Origin of the sequence: Pseudoduganella sp. UC29_71 (assembly GCF_042693265.1) — a bacterium.
In the GTDB taxonomy this organism is placed as follows: domain Bacteria; phylum Pseudomonadota; class Gammaproteobacteria; order Burkholderiales; family Burkholderiaceae_D; genus Rugamonas.
Window position 1 is genome coordinate 79483 of record NZ_CP170549.1, and the last position, 18086, is coordinate 97568.

General features: G+C 65.4%; 14 protein-coding genes. 10 read left to right on the plus strand and 4 right to left on the minus strand.

Translation table 11 applies throughout. The features are described 5' to 3' along the window. Positions 1–6 precede the first annotated feature (6 nt). On the minus strand, positions 7–708 hold the full coding sequence (locus ACFJI2_RS00335; protein WP_377703261.1) for an SPOR domain-containing protein: 702 nt from the start codon (positions 706–708) through the stop codon (positions 7–9). 21 nt (positions 709–729) lie between these two features. Next, positions 730–2439: an arginine--tRNA ligase gene (gene argS / locus ACFJI2_RS00340; RefSeq protein WP_377703262.1), complete on the minus strand. Its 1710-nt coding sequence runs from the start codon at positions 2437–2439 to the stop codon at positions 730–732. 621 nt (positions 2440–3060) lie between these two features. On the opposite strand from argS, the gene rsmB reads away from it, so the two are divergent. The 10 genes from rsmB (at position 3061) to ACFJI2_RS00390 (ending at position 13625) form a co-directional block, all read left to right on the plus strand. Then, positions 3061–4443, plus strand: coding sequence for a 16S rRNA (cytosine(967)-C(5))-methyltransferase RsmB (gene rsmB / locus ACFJI2_RS00345; protein WP_377705775.1), 1383 nt, complete (start codon positions 3061–3063; stop codon positions 4441–4443). A 46-nt stretch (positions 4444–4489) separates the two neighbouring features. Then, complete coding sequence (locus ACFJI2_RS00350) at positions 4490–5062, plus strand: DUF4390 domain-containing protein (RefSeq protein ID WP_377703263.1); 573 nt, start codon at positions 4490–4492, stop codon at positions 5060–5062. Beyond that, positions 5063–7366, plus strand: coding sequence for an ATP-binding protein (locus ACFJI2_RS00355; protein ID WP_107877820.1), 2304 nt, complete (start codon positions 5063–5065; stop codon positions 7364–7366). 82 nt (positions 7367–7448) lie between these two features. Then, positions 7449–8168: a response regulator gene (locus ACFJI2_RS00360; protein ID WP_377703264.1), complete on the plus strand. Its 720-nt coding sequence runs from the start codon at positions 7449–7451 to the stop codon at positions 8166–8168. Continuing rightward, the gene (locus ACFJI2_RS00365; RefSeq protein ID WP_377703265.1) at positions 8168–8602 is read left to right on the plus strand and encodes a GTPase; all 435 of its coding nucleotides are present in this window, start codon (positions 8168–8170) and stop codon (positions 8600–8602) included. Before ACFJI2_RS00360 ends, ACFJI2_RS00365 begins: the two co-directional genes overlap by 1 nt. An 84-nt stretch (positions 8603–8686) precedes the next feature. Further along, positions 8687–8944 carry a DUF3567 domain-containing protein gene (locus ACFJI2_RS00370; protein WP_107877858.1) on the plus strand — a complete coding sequence of 86 codons (258 nt, stop codon included), beginning with the start codon at positions 8687–8689 and terminating at the stop codon, positions 8942–8944. A gap of 49 nt (positions 8945–8993) precedes the next feature. Continuing rightward, entirely contained in the window at positions 8994–9827 is an 834-nt protein-coding gene (locus ACFJI2_RS00375) for a class II glutamine amidotransferase (protein WP_377703266.1), read from the plus strand. Positions 9828–9877: 50 nt separating this feature from the next. Further along, positions 9878–11158, plus strand: a complete 1281-nt coding sequence (locus ACFJI2_RS00380) for an EAL and HDOD domain-containing protein (protein WP_377703267.1) — start codon at positions 9878–9880, stop codon at positions 11156–11158. Positions 11159–11258: 100 nt separating this feature from the next. Beyond that, on the plus strand, positions 11259–12302 hold the full coding sequence (locus ACFJI2_RS00385) for an ABC transporter ATP-binding protein (protein WP_377703268.1): 1044 nt from the start codon (positions 11259–11261) through the stop codon (positions 12300–12302). 195 nt (positions 12303–12497) lie between these two features. Continuing rightward, on the plus strand, positions 12498–13625 hold the full coding sequence (locus ACFJI2_RS00390; RefSeq protein WP_377703269.1) for an ABC transporter permease: 1128 nt from the start codon (positions 12498–12500) through the stop codon (positions 13623–13625). Positions 13626–13722: 97 nt separating this feature from the next. Here ACFJI2_RS00390 and ACFJI2_RS00395 read toward each other — a convergent pair whose 3' ends face one another. Then, on the minus strand, positions 13723–14109 hold the full coding sequence (locus ACFJI2_RS00395; RefSeq protein ID WP_377703270.1) for an SPW repeat protein: 387 nt from the start codon (positions 14107–14109) through the stop codon (positions 13723–13725). A gap of 68 nt (positions 14110–14177) precedes the next feature. Beyond that, complete coding sequence (gene metH / locus ACFJI2_RS00400) at positions 14178–17990, minus strand: methionine synthase (RefSeq protein ID WP_377703271.1); 3813 nt, start codon at positions 17988–17990, stop codon at positions 14178–14180. Positions 17991–18086 lie beyond the last annotated feature (96 nt).

Below are 18086 nucleotides of genomic sequence, written 5' to 3' on the forward strand. Positions count from 1 at the left end.
TTTTGCTTATTTTTGATTGCGCACCACTGCCACGTCGATGCCGTTTTCGGACAGCTTGCTGCGCACCTTGTTCATCGTTTCCACCTGGTTGTATGGCCCCATGCGCACGCGGTGCAGCACGCCGGTACTATTGGTGTGGTCCGACACGGTCGCCTCGAAGCCCAGCAGGGCCAGCTTGGCGCGCGCGTTTTCGGCGTCCGCCACTTCGCGGAAGGCGCCCGCCTGCAGATAATATACGTACTTCTCGTCGCCCGCTGCGGCCGGCGGTGTCGGCTGTACATTGGTGGCGCCCGGCTTGGCCTTGTTGGCCACCTCGATCTTGTCCACCACCTGCTGCAACTCGTCCGCTGCAGGTTTGGACGGCGCGGCCGGCGCGGGCGCCGCCGGTACGGCAGGCGCTGCGGGTGCGGCAGGTGCTGCGGGCGCCGCAGGCGCTGCCGCCGAGTCGCGCGACAGGTCGCGCGCCGCTTCGCGCACGGCTTCCTTGTTGCCGTACATCGGCTTGTTGGGGTCCGAGATCTGTCCCGCCGTCGGCTCGGTCGACTTGCCCACTTTGCCGGACTTGTCGGTAAACGGCGTCGAGCCCTTGGTGATCACCAGCGCCACGATCACGGCGATGACCAGGCCAATCACCAGGCCAATGATGATGCCCACCAGCGTGTTGCCTTGCTGGCGGTCCAAAGAGGTAGGGCGGGAACGGAAACTCATTGTGCGGGATATCCTTCGCAATTACATTTTGTTTGGAGCCGAGACGCCGATCAGCGCCAGGCCGTTGCGCAGCACCTGGCGGGTCGCCACCATCAGCGCCAGGCGGGCCAGCTTCAGCGCTTCGTCTTCCACCAGCACCTTCTCGGCGAAGTAGAAGCTGTGCAGCGCCGCCGCCAGGTCGCGCAGGTAGAACGCCACCTGGTGCGGACCCAGCTCGGCTTGCGCGCGCGCCAGCGCTTCGGGATACGCTGCCAGAGCGGCCAGCAGCGTCGCTTCGGACGGCGCGGTCAGCGGCGACAGGTCGGCATTGGCCAGCGTGGCTTCGTCGCCGTTCCACAGTTCCAGCATGCGGCAGATGCGCGCGTGGGCGTACTGCACGTAATAGACCGGATTCTCGTCCGAGGTTTTCAGCGCCACGTCCACGTCGAACACGAATTCCGTGTCGGCCTTGCGCGAGATGAGGAAGAAGCGCACCGCGTCGCGGCCCTTGGTGATGTCGCCGCCGCCGGACCATTCGATCAGGTCGCGCACGGTGACGTAGGAGCCGGCGCGCTTGGAGATCTTCACCTCGGCGCCGTCCTTCATCACGGTGACCATCTTGTGCAGCACGTAGTCGGGGTAGCCCTGCGGGATGCCCAGGTTCACCGCCTGCAGGCCGGCGCGCACGCGGGCGATGGTGCCGTGGTGGTCCGAACCCTGGATGTTGATGGCCTGGTCGAAGCCGCGCTGGAACTTGACGATGTGGTAAGCCACGTCCGGCACGAAGTAGGTGTAGGTGCCGTCGGACTTGCGCATCACGCGGTCCTTGTCGTCGCCGTAGTCGGTGGTTTTCAGCCACAGCGCGCCTTCCTGTTCGTACGTCACGCCGGCTTTCACCAGCGATTCCACGGCGGCGTTCACCTTGCCGTCCTTGTACAGCGACGATTCGAGGTAGTAGTTGTCGAACTTCACGCCGAAGGCTTGCAGGTCGATGTCCTGTTCGTTGCGCAGATAGGTCACGGCGAAGGCGCGGATCGACTCGATGTCGTCCACGTCGCCCGAGGCGGTGGCCGGGGCGCCGTCCGAGGCGGACACGGTTTTCTTGGCCAGGAAGTCGTCGGCGATGTCCTGGATGTAGTCGCCGTTGTAGGCCGATTCAGGCCATTCAGCGTCGCCCGGCTTGAAGCCCCGCGCGCGCGCCTGCACCGAGGTGGCCAGGGTCTGGATCTGCACGCCGGCGTCGTTGTAGTAGAACTCGCGGGTGACCTTGTAGCCCTGCGAGCCGAACAGCGAGGACAGCGCGTCGCCCAGCGCCGCCTGGCGGCCGTGGCCCACGTGCAGCGGTCCGGTCGGGTTGGCGGACACGAACTCGATGATCACCTGCTTGCCGCTGCCGGCGTCGCTGCTGCCGAACTGCGCGCCCTGCGCCAGCACGGCCTTGACCACGGCCTGCTTGGCCGCGTCGGTCACGCGCAGGTTGATGAAGCCGGGGCCGGCGATCTCGGCCGAAGCAACGATGTGCTTGCCGGCCGGGTTTTCCAGCAGCGCGGCGACCAGCTTGGTGGCCAGTTCGCGCGGGTTCATTTTCAGCTGCTTGGCCAGCTGCATGGCGATATTGCAGGCGACGTCGCCGTGCGACGCGTCGCGCGGGCGCTCCAGCACGACATTGGCGGTGACGCCGGAACCGTCGAGGATGGGCGCCAGGGCGGCGTTGAACAGGGCGATGATCTCTTGTTTCTGTTGGGCGAGCATGTGCGTAGGTGGCGGCTGGACCGCGCTAAAAAATCTGCTAAAAGCGAAACGGCCGGCAGCGTCCGCCCCGGCCAAACAGCGGTAATTATACTGGTTTGCAAGAGGGAGGAAACGTTTGGCCGGTGCATGCACGGCGCCGGGGGGCGTACTTTGCTGCGGGAGTCGTCCACAACCCGGTTACAATCTCACCTTTATAGAATTCCCGCGATTTTTTGCGGCCCGGCGGGCCGCTCGGCCCAGCCATGGGCGGACGCGAGCCATTACGGAAATAACAAGATGACCAAAGAGCGCCCTGTCCTGAAACTGAAAACCCCTGCCGCGCCGGCCAAATCCGCTGCCGGCAAGCAGCCTTACAAGGGCGCTGCAGGCACAGGGGCGGCAGGGAAGGCCGCAGCGGGCAAGCCCGGCTATGCCAAGCCGGCAGGCGCGGGCGGCGCAGGACCGGCCGTGTCGAAACCGGGCTACGGCAAGCCGGCAGGCGCGGGCAGGACCGGCCCCGGCGGCGCCGAGCGTGCGCCGGCGCGCCCGCAGCAGGAGCGCCGGCCAGTCACCGAGGACGCCACCAGCGCCGCAGCGGTCTGGGCCAAGGCCGCGCCGAAGCAGCGCAAGGCCCCGCCGGCGCTGACTTTCGCGCCGCCGCGTCCGAAACCGGAGTTCCGCGAGAGCCATCACCGCGACCTGAAACCTGCGCTGCAAGTCAATTTCCAGACCGACCTGCGCCAGGACTCGCTGGCTTTCGCCCTGCTGGGCGCCGCCACCGCCGTGGCCCAGGTGCGCACCGGCATGGCGCTGCCGCAGGCGCTGGCCGGCGTGTTCGCCAATACCAGCGCCACCCCGCAGGCGCGCGGCGCCATGCAGGACATCGCCTACCGCGCCATGCGCGCGCTGGGCCACAGCGACGCCTTGATCGCCCTGATGGCCCCCAAAGCCCCGGAACCGCTGGTGGCGGCCCTGCTGGCCTGCGCGCTGCCGCTGATGCAGAAGGACGCCGACGGCAGCTCGGCCTATGAACAGTTCACCGTGGTGGACCAGACCGTCACCGCCGCCTGGGCGCATCCAGACACCGAGCGCGCCAAGCCCATGGTAAACGCCGTGCTGCGCCGCTTCCAGCGCGAGCGCAAGGAGCTGCTGGAGGCGGCCGCGCTGCAGCCGGTGGCCAAGTGGAATTACCCGCAATGGTGGATCGACGCCGTGCGCGCCGCCTACCCGGACGACTGGCAGGCCGTACTGGCCACCGGCAACCAGCCGCCGCCGCTGACCTTGCGCGTGAACGCGCGCCGCAGCTCGGTGGCCGACTACCTGACAACGCTGGAGCAGGCCGGCATCGCCGCCGCCCAGATCGGCCCGCAGGCGGTGCGCCTGGCCAAGCCGGTCGGCGTGCACCTGATCCCGGGCTTCGACGACGGCGTGGTCTCGGTGCAGGACGCGGCGGCCCAGTTGGCCGCGCAGCTGCTCGACGTCCAGGACGGCATGCGCGTGCTGGACGCCTGCGCCGCGCCGGGTGGCAAGACTTGCAACATCCTGGAGCTGGCGGATGCCGACGTGACCGCGCTGGACGCGGACGCCAAGCGCCTGGCGCGCGTGGGCGAGAACCTGGAGCGCCTGGGCCTGAAGGCAACCCTGAAGGCGGCCGATGCCCAGCACCCGGACTGGTGGGACGGCCAGGCCTATGACCGCATCCTGGCCGACGTGCCGTGCACCGCCTCCGGCATCGTGCGCCGCCACCCGGATATCCGCTGGCTGCGCCGCAAGGGCGACACGCTCCAACTTGCAACACTTTCCGGCAAAATTCTCGACAACCTTTGGCAGATGCTCGCCCCCAATGGTAAATTGCTGTTCGTGACATGTTCGTTGTGGCCGCAAGAATCCGAGGCGCAGGCGGCCGCTTTCGCGGTGCGCCATGGCGCCACCCGTCTCGATGCGCCCGGTCAGTTGCTGCCCACCGGCAGTGCCGAACAGGATCACGATGGATTGTTTTACGCGTTATTCCAGAAAAATGCGTAATCGATGTGTGAAAACCCTCTGCGCGCAAACTAGTACCGGCCCACTCGTGACGCTACGTTTTTTTCGACTCCTCGCCTGGCAGTTGCTGCTGATGTGCGCGTGCGCGCTGACGCCGGCGCGCGCCTCGGACGAGACGGTTGAGATCACCCGCGCCACCATCGAAGCGGCCGAAGAGGGCTACCGCCTGTCGGCCGCGTATTCGTTCGAGCTGAACCATGGCCTGGAAGACGCGCTGCAGTTCGGCGTCACCCTGTATTTCACCACCGAAGTCGAATTCACCCGTCCGCGCTGGTACTGGATGGACGAGAAGGCCGTCAAGGTCAAGCGCACCTTCAGCATCAATTACAACGTGCTCACGCGCCAGTACCACGTGGGGCCGGTGAGCGGCGTGCGCCAGAGTTTTTCCACGCTGGAGGACGCGCTGTTCCTGCTGCGCCGGCCCAGCCGCTGGGTGGTGGCGCCGCGCGGCGCGCTCAAGGTGGGCGAGGTCTACAACGTCACCCTGCGCATGGGCATGGACCGCGACTACCTGCCCAAGCCGATCCAGGTCAACGCCTTCAACAACAGTGAATGGCGCCTGGCGTCCAACAAAAAAACCTTCCTGTACAGGGCTGAATAAGTGACGCCGGCTTTGCGGTATCTGTTCGTCGTTGCCGGCGCCACGGTCAGCATCCTGCTGTTCCTGCTCGCCTCCGCCTCCGACAACTCCGGCCTGTTCGACCGCTACTACGGCTGGCTGCTGGGCCTGAACGCGGCGGTCGCGCTGGCGCTGCTGATCCTGGTCGGCGTGTCGCTGTTCCGCCTGTACTCGCGCTACCGGGCCGGCAAGTTCGGCTCCAAGCTGATGACGCGGCTGGTGCTGCTGTTTGCCGCCATCGGCGTACTGCCCGGCCTGGTGATCTTCCTGGTGTCGGTGCAGTTCGTCTCCCACTCGATTGATTCCTGGTTCAACGTGCGCATCGAGGAAGCGCTGGACGCCGGCCTGAACCTGGGCCGTGACGCGCTCGACAAGGCTGTGGCCGACCTCAACGGGCAAGCGCGAAAGACCTCCACCTTGCTGGCCGAGGAACCGTTCTACGCCGCACCGGCCATCCTGGCGCGCTTCGTCAAGACCCATCCCGGCACGCAGAGCGCCATCATCGTGGACGCGGAAGGCGGGCTGATCGTTTCGGCCACCGGGCCGCAGCGCATCAACCTGTCGGCCGACCTGCCCAACGCGCCCATGCTGGCCGTGGCCAAGAGCGAGGATTCTTACGCCCAGGCCGAGGGCGGCAGCGAGCTGCGCGACGACCGCGTGGGCGCGCCGCCGCCGCCGCTGCCGGACGCCTCCAGCGTGCTGCGCGTGCGCGTGCTGATGGCGATACCGGACCCGGTGCAGCCCAACGGCACCCACCTGGCGCCGCGTTTCCTGCAGATCATCCAGGCGGTGCCGCCCAAGCTGGCCGCCAACGGCGAAATGCTGCGCACCGCCTACAGCGAATACAAGGAACGCTTCGTGGCCCGCGTCGGCCTGCGCAAGATGTATATCGAAACGCTGACGCTGACGCTGCTGCTGGCCGTGTTCGGCGCCATCGCGGCAGCCTTCCTGATCGCCAACGACCTGGCCCAGCCGCTGCTGCTGCTGGCCGAGGGCACGCGCGCGGTGGCCGGCGGCGACCTGTCGCCGCGCCCCATCGTGGCCAGCTCGGACGAGCTGGGCACCCTGACGCAGTCGTTCAACACCATGACGCGCCAGCTGTCGGACGCGCGCATCGCCGTGGACAAGAACCGCGCCGCGCTGCAGAACGCCAAGGCCCACCTGGAGTCGGTGCTGGCCAATATGTCGGCCGGGGTGATGGTGCTGGACGGCGAGTTCCGCCTGGTCAGCTGCAACGATTCGGTCGAGCGCATCCTGCAGCACGCCGGCGTGACGATGATAGGCCAGCAGCTCACCGAGATCGAAGGCTTGCAGGAATTCGCCAACGCCATCGTGGCCGCGTTCTCGGCGCAAAGCGCGCACTCGGCCGCCGGCCGCAACGTGCAGCGCCTGCACTGGCAGCGCCAGATCGAGATCCCGCGCCCGGCCCAGAGCGCCAACCCGGAAGACCACGACCTGACCCTGCTCACGCGCGGCTCGCGCCTGCCGGTGGAGAACGGCAGCGGCTACATCGTGGTGTTCGATGACATTACCGACGTGATCTCGGCCCAGCGTTCCATCGCCTGGGGCGAGGTGGCGCGCCGCCTGGCGCACGAAATCAAGAATCCGCTGACGCCTATCCAGCTGTCGGCCGAACGCCTGCAGATGAAGCTTGAATCCAAGCTCGAGATGCAGAACGACGTGGACCTGCTGAACAAGGCCACCACCACCATCGTCAACCAGGTTGCCGCCATGAAGCGCATGGTGGACGACTTCCGCGATTACGCGAAAACCCCGCCGGCCGTGCTTGAGCCGCTGGACGTGAACGCGCTGGTGGAAGAGATCCTGAACCTGTACCTGACCGGCGAAGTGAGCGACATCATCCACCTGGCGCTGGCGCCGCAGCTGCCGCTGGTGATGGGCGACGCCACCCAGCTGCGCCAGGTCATCCATAATTTACTGCAGAACGCGCAAGATGCGCTGCTGGACCAGCCGCCGGCCGGCGTGGCGCCGCGCATCGACGTGGTCACCGAGGCCATCCATTACCAGAGCGCAGACGGCGGCACCCGCGTCGCCGTGCGCCTGGCGATCTCGGACAACGGCCCCGGTTTCGCACCCAAAATCCTGGCGCGCGCCTTCGAACCCTACGTGACGTCCAAGGCGCGCGGCACGGGTTTGGGGCTGGCGATGGTGAAAAAAATTATCGACGAGCATGGGGGACGGATTGATATCCAGAACCATGTCGATAGAAGTGGCGCTTCGGTACTGATTTTGCTGTTAAAGTTGGCACCGGTGCAGTTGGCATAATATTGGAAGACTAATAAAATTATTGCTAGCATGCAGGCTTACAATGTCAGCATGACCGGCGATTGAAAAAAGGCAGGGATAGATGGCAAACATTCTGGTAGTGGATGATGAAATGGGTATCCGCGAGTTGCTCTCGGAAATTTTGAGCGACGAAGGACACGCAATACAGCTTGCCGAAAACGCGCAGCAGGCGCGCGAGGCGCGTGCGCAAGGCGCGCCGGATCTGGTCCTGCTCGACATTTGGATGCCGGACACGGACGGCGTCACGCTGCTGAAGGAATGGCAGCGCGACGGCTTGCTGACCATGCCGGTGATCATGATGTCCGGCCACGCCACCATCGACACGGCGGTCGAGGCCACGCGCATCGGCGCATTGAATTTCCTGGAAAAGCCAATTGCCATGCAGAAACTGCTGAAGGCAGTGCAAGCCGGCCTGACGCGCGCCCAGGAAACCGTGCGTTCGCCGTCGCTGGCGCCGCGCCCGGCCGTGGCGCCGCCGCCGGAAGACGGCGCGGTGGCCGCCGGCGCACCGTTCAGCACCGCCATGCCGCAAGCCCACGCCGCGGTGCGCGGCGCGGGCGCCACGGCCGGCGAGGGCCATATGTTCAACCTGTCGTTCGACCTGCCGCTGCGCGAGGCGCGCGACGCCTTCGAGCGCATGTACTTTGAACACCACCTGGGCCGCGAAGGCGGCAGCATGACGCGGGTGGCGGAAAAGACCGGCCTGGAACGCACGCACTTGTACCGCAAGCTCAAGCAGCTCGGCGTCGAGCCGGGCAAGCTGGCCAAGAAGAACCAATAATGGCCGCCGCTGGTGCCGCACCCGGCGCTGCCGGGACCGGCGCCGGCGCTTCCTCCCCCATCCGTAGCCGCACCACGCTGGTCACCGGCGCGCGCGCCGCCGTGCGCGAAGCGGCCATCGCCTCCGCTTTGGCTGCGGCCGCGCCCACCCCTGTCCGGCCTGCCGCCGTCATCCTCGAAGGCCTGGCGGACGCCAATTCCCCCCTCGAATCCGCCCCTGAAACGGGCCTGCAGGTGCTGCGCATCGCCCCCGGCTGCCTGTGCTGCGCGGGAAATCTCGTTTTGCGAGTAACATTGAATCGTCTGCTGCGCCGTCCGCCAGCGCAGCTGTTCATCAGCCTGGCAAACGCGGAGCATGTGGATCAGTTGCGCAGCATGCTGCTGGAAGCTCCGTATGGCGACTTGCTGGACCTGGCTGCCGACTTGCAAGCCTAGGCTTGAAAAGCGGCGTCCGGTCCCCACTTCAATATGGACCGGCGGAACAAATCCAGCTTCCGCCCCAAGCGTGAAGGAAGCAAAATGAACCTGATCTACAACAGCGAGCAATACAGCGTGGTTGAATTCGGTGCGGACCGCGACCTGGAAGCCCTGCGCTTTGGCGGCTATGAAATTGTCGATAAAGGCTGCAAGCGCGAGATTTTCATCGCGGGCGTGCTGGCGCAAAGCTTCCGGCGCGACGTCAACCAGCTGATCGCCAGCGAGCCCACCATGGAGGAAATCGATGAATTCCTCGGCAGCTACGAGTTACTGATGAGCCAACCCGTCCTGCTGCATTAAAGGGCGCAGGCATGGTAAGGTGGGAGTCTGTTGCAGATTTCCCCTTACTATGTGCCAATTACTTGGAATGAACTGCAATGTCCCGACCGACATTGTGTTCAGCTTCACCGGCTTTGCCATGCGCGGCGGCCGCACCGACACCCACCATGACGGCTGGGGCATCGCCTTTTTCGAGGGCGCCGGCGTGCGCCATTTCGTTGACCACCAGGCCGCCATCGAGTCGCCGATCGCCGAGCTGATCAAGCGCTACCCGATCAAGTCGCGCAACGTCATCGCCCACATCCGCAAGGCCACGCAAGGGCAGGTGGCGTTGGAAAATTGCCACCCTTTCGTGCGCGAATTGTGGGGCCGCTACTGGGTATTCGCGCACAACGGCGACTTGAAGGAATTCCATCCGGTGCTGGACGGCGCCTTCCGTCCGGTCGGCACCACTGACAGCGAGCGCGCCTTCTGCTACATCCTGCAAACGCTGCGCGCCCGCTTTGGCGACGTGCAGCCGGAGCGGGGCGCGTTGCGCGCCGTGCTGGCCGCCCTGGTGGCGGAGATCGCCGCGCACGGCACCTTCAATATGATGCTCTCCAGCGGCAACGAGCTGTACGCGCATTGCTCCACCAATCTGTACTACCTGGTGCGGCAGTATCCTTTCGTGACGGCCGAGCTGTCGGACGAGGATGTGAGCGTGGACTTTTCCGAAGTCACCACGCCCAACGACCGGGTCGCCATCATTGTCACCCAGCCGCTCACCACGAATGAACAGTGGACCGCGTTTGCGCCTGGAGAACTGAAAGTATTTCTGGATGGAGTACCGGATACTTCCGGCGCAGAAAAATTGTCAGAGACAACGACAGCGAATGATGCCAAAATATCAGGTAAAACCGCGTAAAACAGCGGATTAGTTGCCTTCTGGCACCACCGAACAGAGATGATTCTTCCATGATCGACCTTTCGACCAACGATACCTCTTCCAAGAGCTTGCGCGTGCGCGAGTTCTACCTTGGCCGTCAGCCGATGCTGGACCGTAACCAGGCACTGTTCGGTTACGAACTGCTGTTCCGCAACGCGCCCGTGGGGCCGGCCAACATCACCAGCGACATCGGCGCCACCGCCTCCGTCATTGCCCACGCCTCGCAGCTGGGCATGGAAAAGGTGATCGGCGACGCGCTCGGCTTTGTCAACGTCGATGCCGACGTCATCATGAGCGATATCTTCGGTTTCCTGCCGCGCGAGAAAGTGGTGCTGGAAATCGTCGAGACCATGGAGGCGACGCCGCCGGTGCTGAACCGCATGGCCGAGCTGGTAAGCCACGGCTTCAGCTTCGCGCTGGACGACGTGACGGCCGACACCGGCAATGTGCAGACGCTGCTGCCGATGATCGAATACGTAAAGATGAGCATGCGCAGCACGCCGCTGCCCACCCTGATGAAGCTGGCGCCGCGCTTCAAGCAGGACGGCAAGAAGCTGGTGGCCGAGAAGGTGGAAACGCGCGACGAGTTCAAGAACTGCCTGGACCTGGGCTTCGACTACTTCCAGGGCTATTACTTCGCCAAACCGGTCATCATGAGCGGCAAGAAGCTGTCGCCGTCGCAGCTGGCCGTGATGGAACTGATGACCTTGGTCACCTCCGAGGCCGACAACCAGGAAATCGAGCGCGCCATCAAGCGCGACGTGTCGCTGGCGCTGAACCTGCTGCGCCTGGTGAATACGCCAGCCGTGGGCGCGCGCCAGCGCATCGATTCGCTGAGCCAGGCCGTCACCATCCTGGGCCGCCGCCAGCTGCAGCGCTGGCTGCAGATCATGCTGTACGCCGAGCCGAGCAAGCGCGGCCACAGCATGACGCCGCTGCTGATGCTGGCCACCACCCGCGGCCGCCTGCTGGAACTGCTGGCGCACAAGCTGCGCCCCAGCCAACGCCACGCGGCCGACATCGCGTTCACGGTCGGCATCATGTCGCTGATGGATACGCTGTTCGGCATTCCCATGTCTGAAATCCTGGCGCAGATCCCCGTCATCGACGAAGTGCAGGACGCGCTGATGTTCCGCGGCGGCTTCTTCGGCGACCTGCTGAAACTGGCCGAGTGCATCGAGCAGATCGAGGACATGGAACACAAGATCGTGCCCACGCTGCGCGACTTGGCCGTGTCCACCGACGAGCTGGTGGAACTGGAAATGGCCGCGTTCGAGTGGAGCGACAACGTGGTGCGCTACGCATTGTGACGCGCCACGACAAGCCATGACAAGTCATGACACTTGTCACTTGCTAGAAGGCTAACAGACGCGATACGCTTGCGATTCTTTTAACGGATCGCAATGCGCCATGTCCACAGTCCTGCTTAGCGTCAATCAACTCAGTAAGTCCTACGGCGGCCGCCGCGCGGTCGACGGCGTTTCCTTCCAGGTCAAGCACGGCCAGACCGTGGGGCTGATCGGCCCCAACGGCGCCGGCAAGTCCAGCACCGTCAGCATGATCTGCGGCCTGCTGCGCAGCGACGGCGGCAGTGTCGAGCTGGAAGGGCAGGCCATGGCGCAAGGCCAGAACGGCGCCAAGCTCAAGATCGGGCTGGTGCCGCAGGACCTGGCGCTGTACGAAGACCTGTCCGCCATCGAGAACCTCAAGCTGTTCGGCGCGCTGTACGGCCTGAAGGGCGCGCTGCTCAAGGAGCGCTGCGCGCAGGCGCTGGACATGGTGCGCCTGGCCGACCGCGCTGGAGACAAGCCATCCACTTTCTCCGGCGGCATGAAGCGCCGCCTCAACATCGCCGCCGCGCTGCTGCACGAACCCAGGCTGCTGATCCTGGACGAGCCCACCGTCGGCGTCGATCCGCAAAGCCGCAACGCCATCTTCGACACGCTGGAAGCGCTCAAGGCCAGGGGCATGGCGCTGATCTACACCAGCCACTACATGGAAGAAGTGGAGCGGCTGGCTGACCACATCGTCATCATCGACCACGGCAAGGTGCTGGCCGACGAAAGCCCGGCCGACCTGTACCGCCGCCTGCCGGCGCAAGCCGCGCTGCGCGCCGAACTGGCGCAGCCGCTGCCGCCGGCGCGCCTGGCCGAATTGCTGGCCGGCCTGCGCGGCCTGCCCGGCGTGAGCGGGGTGAGCGAGCTGGGCCGCGCAGGCAGCGCCGCCGCGTCCGCTGGCCCGGACAGCGCCGCCGGCGCACGCTTGGAGGGCGCGGCAGGCCCTGCCGGCGCGGGCGGCCCGGTGCTTGAAATCGGCCTTGCCGCCACCGCGCACGCCGCCTCCGTGCTGGCCTGGCTGGACGCGCAAGGCTGCGCGCTGCAGCACTTCGCCACCGCCAGGACCAACCTTGAAGACATCTTCCTCAACCTCACCGGCCGCAGCCTGCGCGACTAACCATGACCGCCTTTTTCGCACTGGTCCGTAAAGACCTCATCCTCTACCTCGGCGACAAGCGCGCGCTGCTGATCAACCTGATGCTGCCCATCGTGCTGGCCGCCTTCTTCGGCTCGCTGTTCGGCGGCGGGGGGCGACGCCAACACCGGCAAGATCGACGTCGGCCTCGTGCTGCGGGACAGCAGCCCGGTCGGCGTGAAGATTGCAGACGGCCTGAAGGCCGACGCCTCGCTGCGCATCGTCGAACTGCCGCTGGGAGAAGCGCAGGCCCGGGTCCGCTCGGGCAAGCTGACGGTGGCCGTGGTGATCCCGCAAGGCTTCGGCGACGCCGCCGGCAAGGCCTTGTTCAACGCCGCGGACAAGCCCGAGATTCCCGTGTTCTACGACCCCTCGCAATCGACCACGCTGGCCATGGTGAAGGGCATGCTCACGCAGCAGGTAATGCAGATCGTCAGCGCCGAAATGTTCGGCGGCCAGACCGGCGAGAAATTCATGGATACCAGCCTGAAGCAGCTGGAACAGGAGGCCGCGCAAGGCAAGGGCCGGCCCGAACTGCGCGACATGCTGGCCAGCGTGCGCAAGTTCCAGCAGACGGAGCAGGCCAGCGCCGCGAAGGACGGTGCCGACGGTGTCGCGGGTGGGGCGGGCGGGGACGCGGGCAAGAGCAAGGCCGGCCTCAGCATGCCCTTCGCCACCAAAGATGAAGCGCTCAGCTCCGGTCCCAAGTACAACGGCTACGCCCACTCCTTCGCCGGCATGAGCGTGCAGTTCATTCTTTTCATGGGCGTGGACATGGGCATCGGCATCTTGCTGGCGCGCCGCATGGGCATCTGGAACCGATTGCTGGCTGCGCCGGTATCGCTGACGGCCGTGCTGCTTGCGCGTGCCGTGTCGGCCGCCGTGATCGCGTCCGGCCTGCTGGTGGCCATCTTCCTGTGCGCCATGCTGATCTTCAAGGTGCAGATTGCCAACCCGCTGGGCTTTGCCGGCGTCGGCCTGTGCTTCGCGCTGATGACGGCCGGTTTCGGCCTGCTGATTGCCGCTTTCGGCAAGACGCCTGAAGCGGCGCGCGGCATTGCGGTGTTCGCCACGCTGATCATGGTGATGCTGGGCGGCGCCTGGGTGCCGTCCTTCGTCTTCCCGGCGTGGATGCAGCAGCTGACCGTCGCCATCCCCACCCGCTGGGCGGTGGATGGCTTCGATGCGGTCACGTGGCGCGGCCTCGGCATGGAAGGCGCGCTCGGCCCCATGGGCGTGCAGCTCGCCTTCGCCGCCGTGTTCGCCGGCCTCGCCATCTGGAAATTCCGCCGCGATCAGCATTAAGGGCCGGCGGGTTACGCGCTCACGCGCTAACCCGCCCTACGCCGTATCCAATTGCCGCGGCTCGCGGGCTCATGGCTGTAGCCTAGCCCGGCCAGCATCACGGATGCGCCGCGCCCGGCCAGTGCGTGCGCAGTTCCGGATCGGTGCGCATTTCCCACAGCGCCAGCACGGCAACCGCCAGGCCGACAATGAGGTTGTTCCACATCGCCGTCTGCGGCACGGTGACTTGTTCGGCGCGCGCCAGCACCCAGGGCGACACCGCCACCCAGATGCCGACCAGCAGGTTCAGCACTACGGCCCAGAAATACGTCTTGTACAGGTCAAACGCCGCCAGCACCGCCATCACGGCGCCGGTGATGAACGCATTCCACGCCAGCTGGGACGGGATGCCGTAGTCAAACACCCATGGCGTAATGAACTGCCACAAGCCGAGCAGCAGGGTCAGCTGATCCTGCCAGCGCTTGATTGCAACCTTGTTTTCCATATGGCCTCCATTGAAGTGGTTAACTCCATGCTTAGGCCATCGCAGCGGTCAAAAGGTTCCCGGTTTTTTTACAGGTTGGGCGCCAGGTAGCGTTCCAGTTCCGCCTTGTCGATGTTGCGGCGGGCGGCCATGTCCTCGAACTGGTCGCTGCCGATCTTGCCGACGGTGAAGTACTTCGACTGCGGATGCGCGAAGTAGAAACCGGACACGGCCGCTCCGGGGAACATGGCGAACGACTCGGTCAGCTCCATGCCGATCTCTTCGGCCTGCAGCACCTTGAACATGTCGGCTTTCACCGTGTGCTCCGGGCAGGCCGGGTAGCCGGGCGCAGGGCGGATGCCGGCGTATTCCTCGGCGATCATCTGCTCGTTGCTCAGCGTTTCGGCGGCGGCATAGCCCCACAGGTCCTTGCGCACGCGCTCGTGCATGTATTCGGCGAAGGCCTCGGCCAGGCGGTCGGCCAGCGCTTTGAGCATGATGGAGGAGTAGTCGTCGTGCGCGTCTTCAAAGCGCTGCTCGTACTTCTCGATGCCCAGGCCGGAAGTCACGGCGAACATGCCGATGTAGTCCTTGATGCCCGACGGTTTGCCGTCAATGAGCTTCGGTGCGATGAAGTCGGCCAGGCACTGGTTCGGACGCTGCACGCCGTCGATAATCGGCTTCACGCCCTGCTGGCGCAGGCCGTAGTAGGTGAAGGCCACGGTGTTGCGCTCGTCGTCGGTATAGACCTCGATGTCGTCGTCGTTCACGCTGTTGGCCGGCAGCAGCGACACCACGCCGTTGGCGGTGAGCCAGCGGCCGTCGATCAGTTTCTTCAGCAGCGCCTGGCCTTCCTCGTACACCTTGCTGGCCGCTTCGCCCACCACCTCATCGGTGAGGATGGCGGGGAAGGGGCCGGCCAGGTCCCAGGTCTGGAAGAACGGACCCCAGTCGATGTAGTTGGCCAGCAGCGCCAGGTCCACGTTCTTGAACACGCGGCGGCCGATGAACTTCGGCTTTACCGGCGCGAACTCCAGCTTGGCCTTGTTGGCGCGGGCGGCGGCCAGCGACACGGTCGGCAGCGCCTTCTTGTTGGCGTGCTGCTCGCGGATGCGCACGTAGTCCTGCTCGATCTCGGCAATGTACTGCTCGCGGCTCTCCGGCGTCAGCAGCGACTGCGCCACCGACACCGAACGCGACGCGTCCGGCACGTACACCACCGGGCCTTCGTAGTTGTGCGAAATCTTCACCGCCGTGTGGGCGCGGCTGGTGGTGGCGCCGCCGATCAGCAGCGGGATCTTCATCATGCGGAAGTGCTCGTCGCGCTGCATTTCCTTGGCCACGTGGGCCATCTCTTCGAGCGACGGCGTGATCAGGCCGGACAGGCCGATGATGTCGGCGTTTTCCAGCTTGGCGCGCGCCAGGATCTCGGAGCAGGGCACCATCACGCCCATGTTCACCACTTCGAAGTTATTGCACTGCAGGACCACGGACACGATGTTCTTGCCGATGTCGTGCACGTCGCCCTTCACGGTGGCGATGACGATCTTGCCCTTCGGCTTGGCGACGATGCCGGTGCGCTTTTCCTCGGCCAGCTTTTCCTCTTCGATGTAGGGGATCAGGTGGGCCACGGCCTGCTTCATCACGCGCGCCGACTTCACCACCTGCGGCAGGAACATCTTGCCCTGGCCGAACAGGTCGCCGACGATATTCATGCCGTCCATCAGCGGACCTTCGATCACGTGGATAGGGCGGCCGCCGGAAGCGAGCACCTGCTGGCGCATCTCTTCGGTGTCGTCGGTGATGAACTGGGTGATGCCGTGCACCAGCGCATGCGCCAGGCGCTTCTCGACGATGGCGTTGCGCCACTCCAGGTTCTGCTCCTGCGCCTTGCCGCCGGCCTTCAGCGTGCCGGCGATTTCGATCATGCGCTCGGTGGCGTCTTCGCGGCGGTTCAGCACCACGTCTTCCACGCGCTCGCGCAGCTCGGCCGGCAGGTCGTCGTACACGCCCACCATGCCGGCGTTGACGATACCCATGGTCATGCCGGCCTTGATGGCGTGGTACAGGAACACGGTGTGGATGGCTTCGCGCGCCGGGTCGTTGCCGCGGAAGGAGAACGACACGTTGGACACGCCGCCCGAGATCTTCGCGTGCGGCAGGTTGTCCTTGATCCAGCGCGTGGCGTTGATGAAGTCCACCGCGTAGTTGTTGTGTTCCTCGATGCCGGTGGCGATGGCGAAGATGTTCGGGTCGAAGATGATGTCTTCCGGCGGGAAGCCCACCTGCTCGGTCAGCACCTTGTAGGCGCGCGCGCAGATTTCGATCTTGCGCTCGAAGGTGTCGGCCTGGCCCTTCTCGTCGAAGGCCATGACGATGACGGCGGCGCCGTAGCGGCGGCACAGCTTGGCCTGGCGGATGAACTCTTCCTCGCCTTCCTTCATCGAGATGGAGTTGACGATGGACTTGCCCTGCACGCACTTCAGGCCTGCTTCGATCACGTCCCACTTGGACGAGTCGATCATGATGGGCACGCGCGAGATGTCCGGTTCGGAGGCGATCAGGTTCAGGAAGCGCGTCATGGCGGCCAGCGAATCGAGCATCGCCTCGTCCATGTTGATGTCGATGACCTGGGCGCCGTTTTCAACCTGCTGGCGCGCCACCGACAGCGCTTCGTCGTACTGCTCGTTCAGGATCATGCGCGCGAACGCTTTCGAGCCGGTGACGTTGGTGCGCTCGCCCACGTTGACGAACAGCGAGTCGTCGTCGATGGTGAACGGTTCCAGGCCGGACAGGCGCTGCGCGACCTTCACTTCCGGCAGCGCGCGCGGCGTGGTGTCCTTCAGCAGCGCGGCGATGGCGGCAATGTGGTCCGGCGTGGTGCCGCAGCAGCCGCCGGCCACGTTGATGAAGCCGGCGTCGGCGAATTCGCGCAGCAGGGCGGAGGTGTCGGCCGGCAGCTCATCGAAGCCGGTGTCGCTCATCGGGTTGGGCAGGCCGGCGTTCGGGTAGATGCAGACGAAGGTGTCGGCGATCTGCGACAGCTCTTCGGCGTAAGGGCGCATCAGCGCCGCGCCCAGCGCGCAATTGAGGCCGATGGTCAGCGGACGCGCGTGGCGCACCGAGTTCCAGAAGGCCGGCACGGTCTGGCCGGACAGGATACGGCCGGAAGCGTCGGTCACGGTGCCGGAGATCATCAGCGGCAGGCGTTCCTGCTGCGGGCGCTCATCGAAGTACTGGTCGATGGCGAACAGGGCGGCCTTGCAGTTCAGCGTGTCGAAGATGGTTTCCACCAGCAGCACGTCGGAGCCGCCGTCCACCAGGCCGCGCACCTGCTCGTAGTAGGAGGCCACCAGCTGGTCGAAGGTCACGTTGCGGGCGGCCGGGTCGTTCACGTCCGGCGAGATGGAGGCGGTCTTCGGCGTCGGGCCGAGCGCGCCACACACGAAGCGCGGCTTGTCCGGGGTGCTGTACTTGGCCGTGGCGGCCTTGGCCAGCTTGGCCGCTTCCACATTCATCTCGTAGGCCAGGTGGGCCATGTGGTAGTCGTCCTGCGCGATCGAGGTGGCGCCGAAAGTGTTGGTCTCGATCAGGTCCGCGCCGGCGGCCAGGTAGCGCTCGTGGATCTCCTGGATCACGTGCGGCTGCGTCAGCGTCAGCAGCTCGTTGTTCCCCTTGACGAACAGCTCGCGCGCGGCCAAGCCGGCAGGGTTGGCGGCGGCGGGGGCGGCGAAGTCGGCGAAGCGGCCGGCCGGGCCGCCGCGGTAAGCCATTTCATCCAGCTTGTACTGCTGGATGATGGTGCCCATCGCGCCGTCCAGGAACATGATGCGCTTGGCGAGGATGTCGCGCAATTGGGCTTCGGTCTTGGAGTAGCGTGGCTGGGTGGCTTTGTTATTCATTTAATACTTTCGCGACGTGGCTGGAGGATGGCCGGGGGAATGCGATACCGGGTCTAAAATTATACGGCATTGCAGCATCGGCGGCATAAGCTGGAG

Coding starts and splice junctions, on each gene's coding strand:
- ACFJI2_RS00335 (WP_377703261.1), bottom strand. CDS start 708: ATGAGTTTCCGTTCCCGCCCTACCTCTTTGGACCGCCAGCAAGGCAAC.
- ACFJI2_RS00395 (WP_377703270.1), bottom strand. CDS start 14,109: ATGGAAAACAAGGTTGCAATCAAGCGCTGGCAGGATCAGCTGACCCTG.
- ACFJI2_RS00380 (WP_377703267.1), top strand. CDS start 9,878: ATGATCGACCTTTCGACCAACGATACCTCTTCCAAGAGCTTGCGCGTG.
- ACFJI2_RS00360 (WP_377703264.1), top strand. CDS start 7,449: ATGGCAAACATTCTGGTAGTGGATGATGAAATGGGTATCCGCGAGTTG.
- ACFJI2_RS00370 (WP_107877858.1), top strand. CDS start 8,687: ATGAACCTGATCTACAACAGCGAGCAATACAGCGTGGTTGAATTCGGT.
- ACFJI2_RS00365 (WP_377703265.1), top strand. CDS start 8,168: ATGGCCGCCGCTGGTGCCGCACCCGGCGCTGCCGGGACCGGCGCCGGC.
- argS (WP_377703262.1), bottom strand. CDS start 2,439: ATGCTCGCCCAACAGAAACAAGAGATCATCGCCCTGTTCAACGCCGCC.
- ACFJI2_RS00375 (WP_377703266.1), top strand. CDS start 8,994: ATGTGCCAATTACTTGGAATGAACTGCAATGTCCCGACCGACATTGTG.
- metH (WP_377703271.1), bottom strand. CDS start 17,990: ATGAATAACAAAGCCACCCAGCCACGCTACTCCAAGACCGAAGCCCAA.
- ACFJI2_RS00385 (WP_377703268.1), top strand. CDS start 11,259: ATGTCCACAGTCCTGCTTAGCGTCAATCAACTCAGTAAGTCCTACGGC.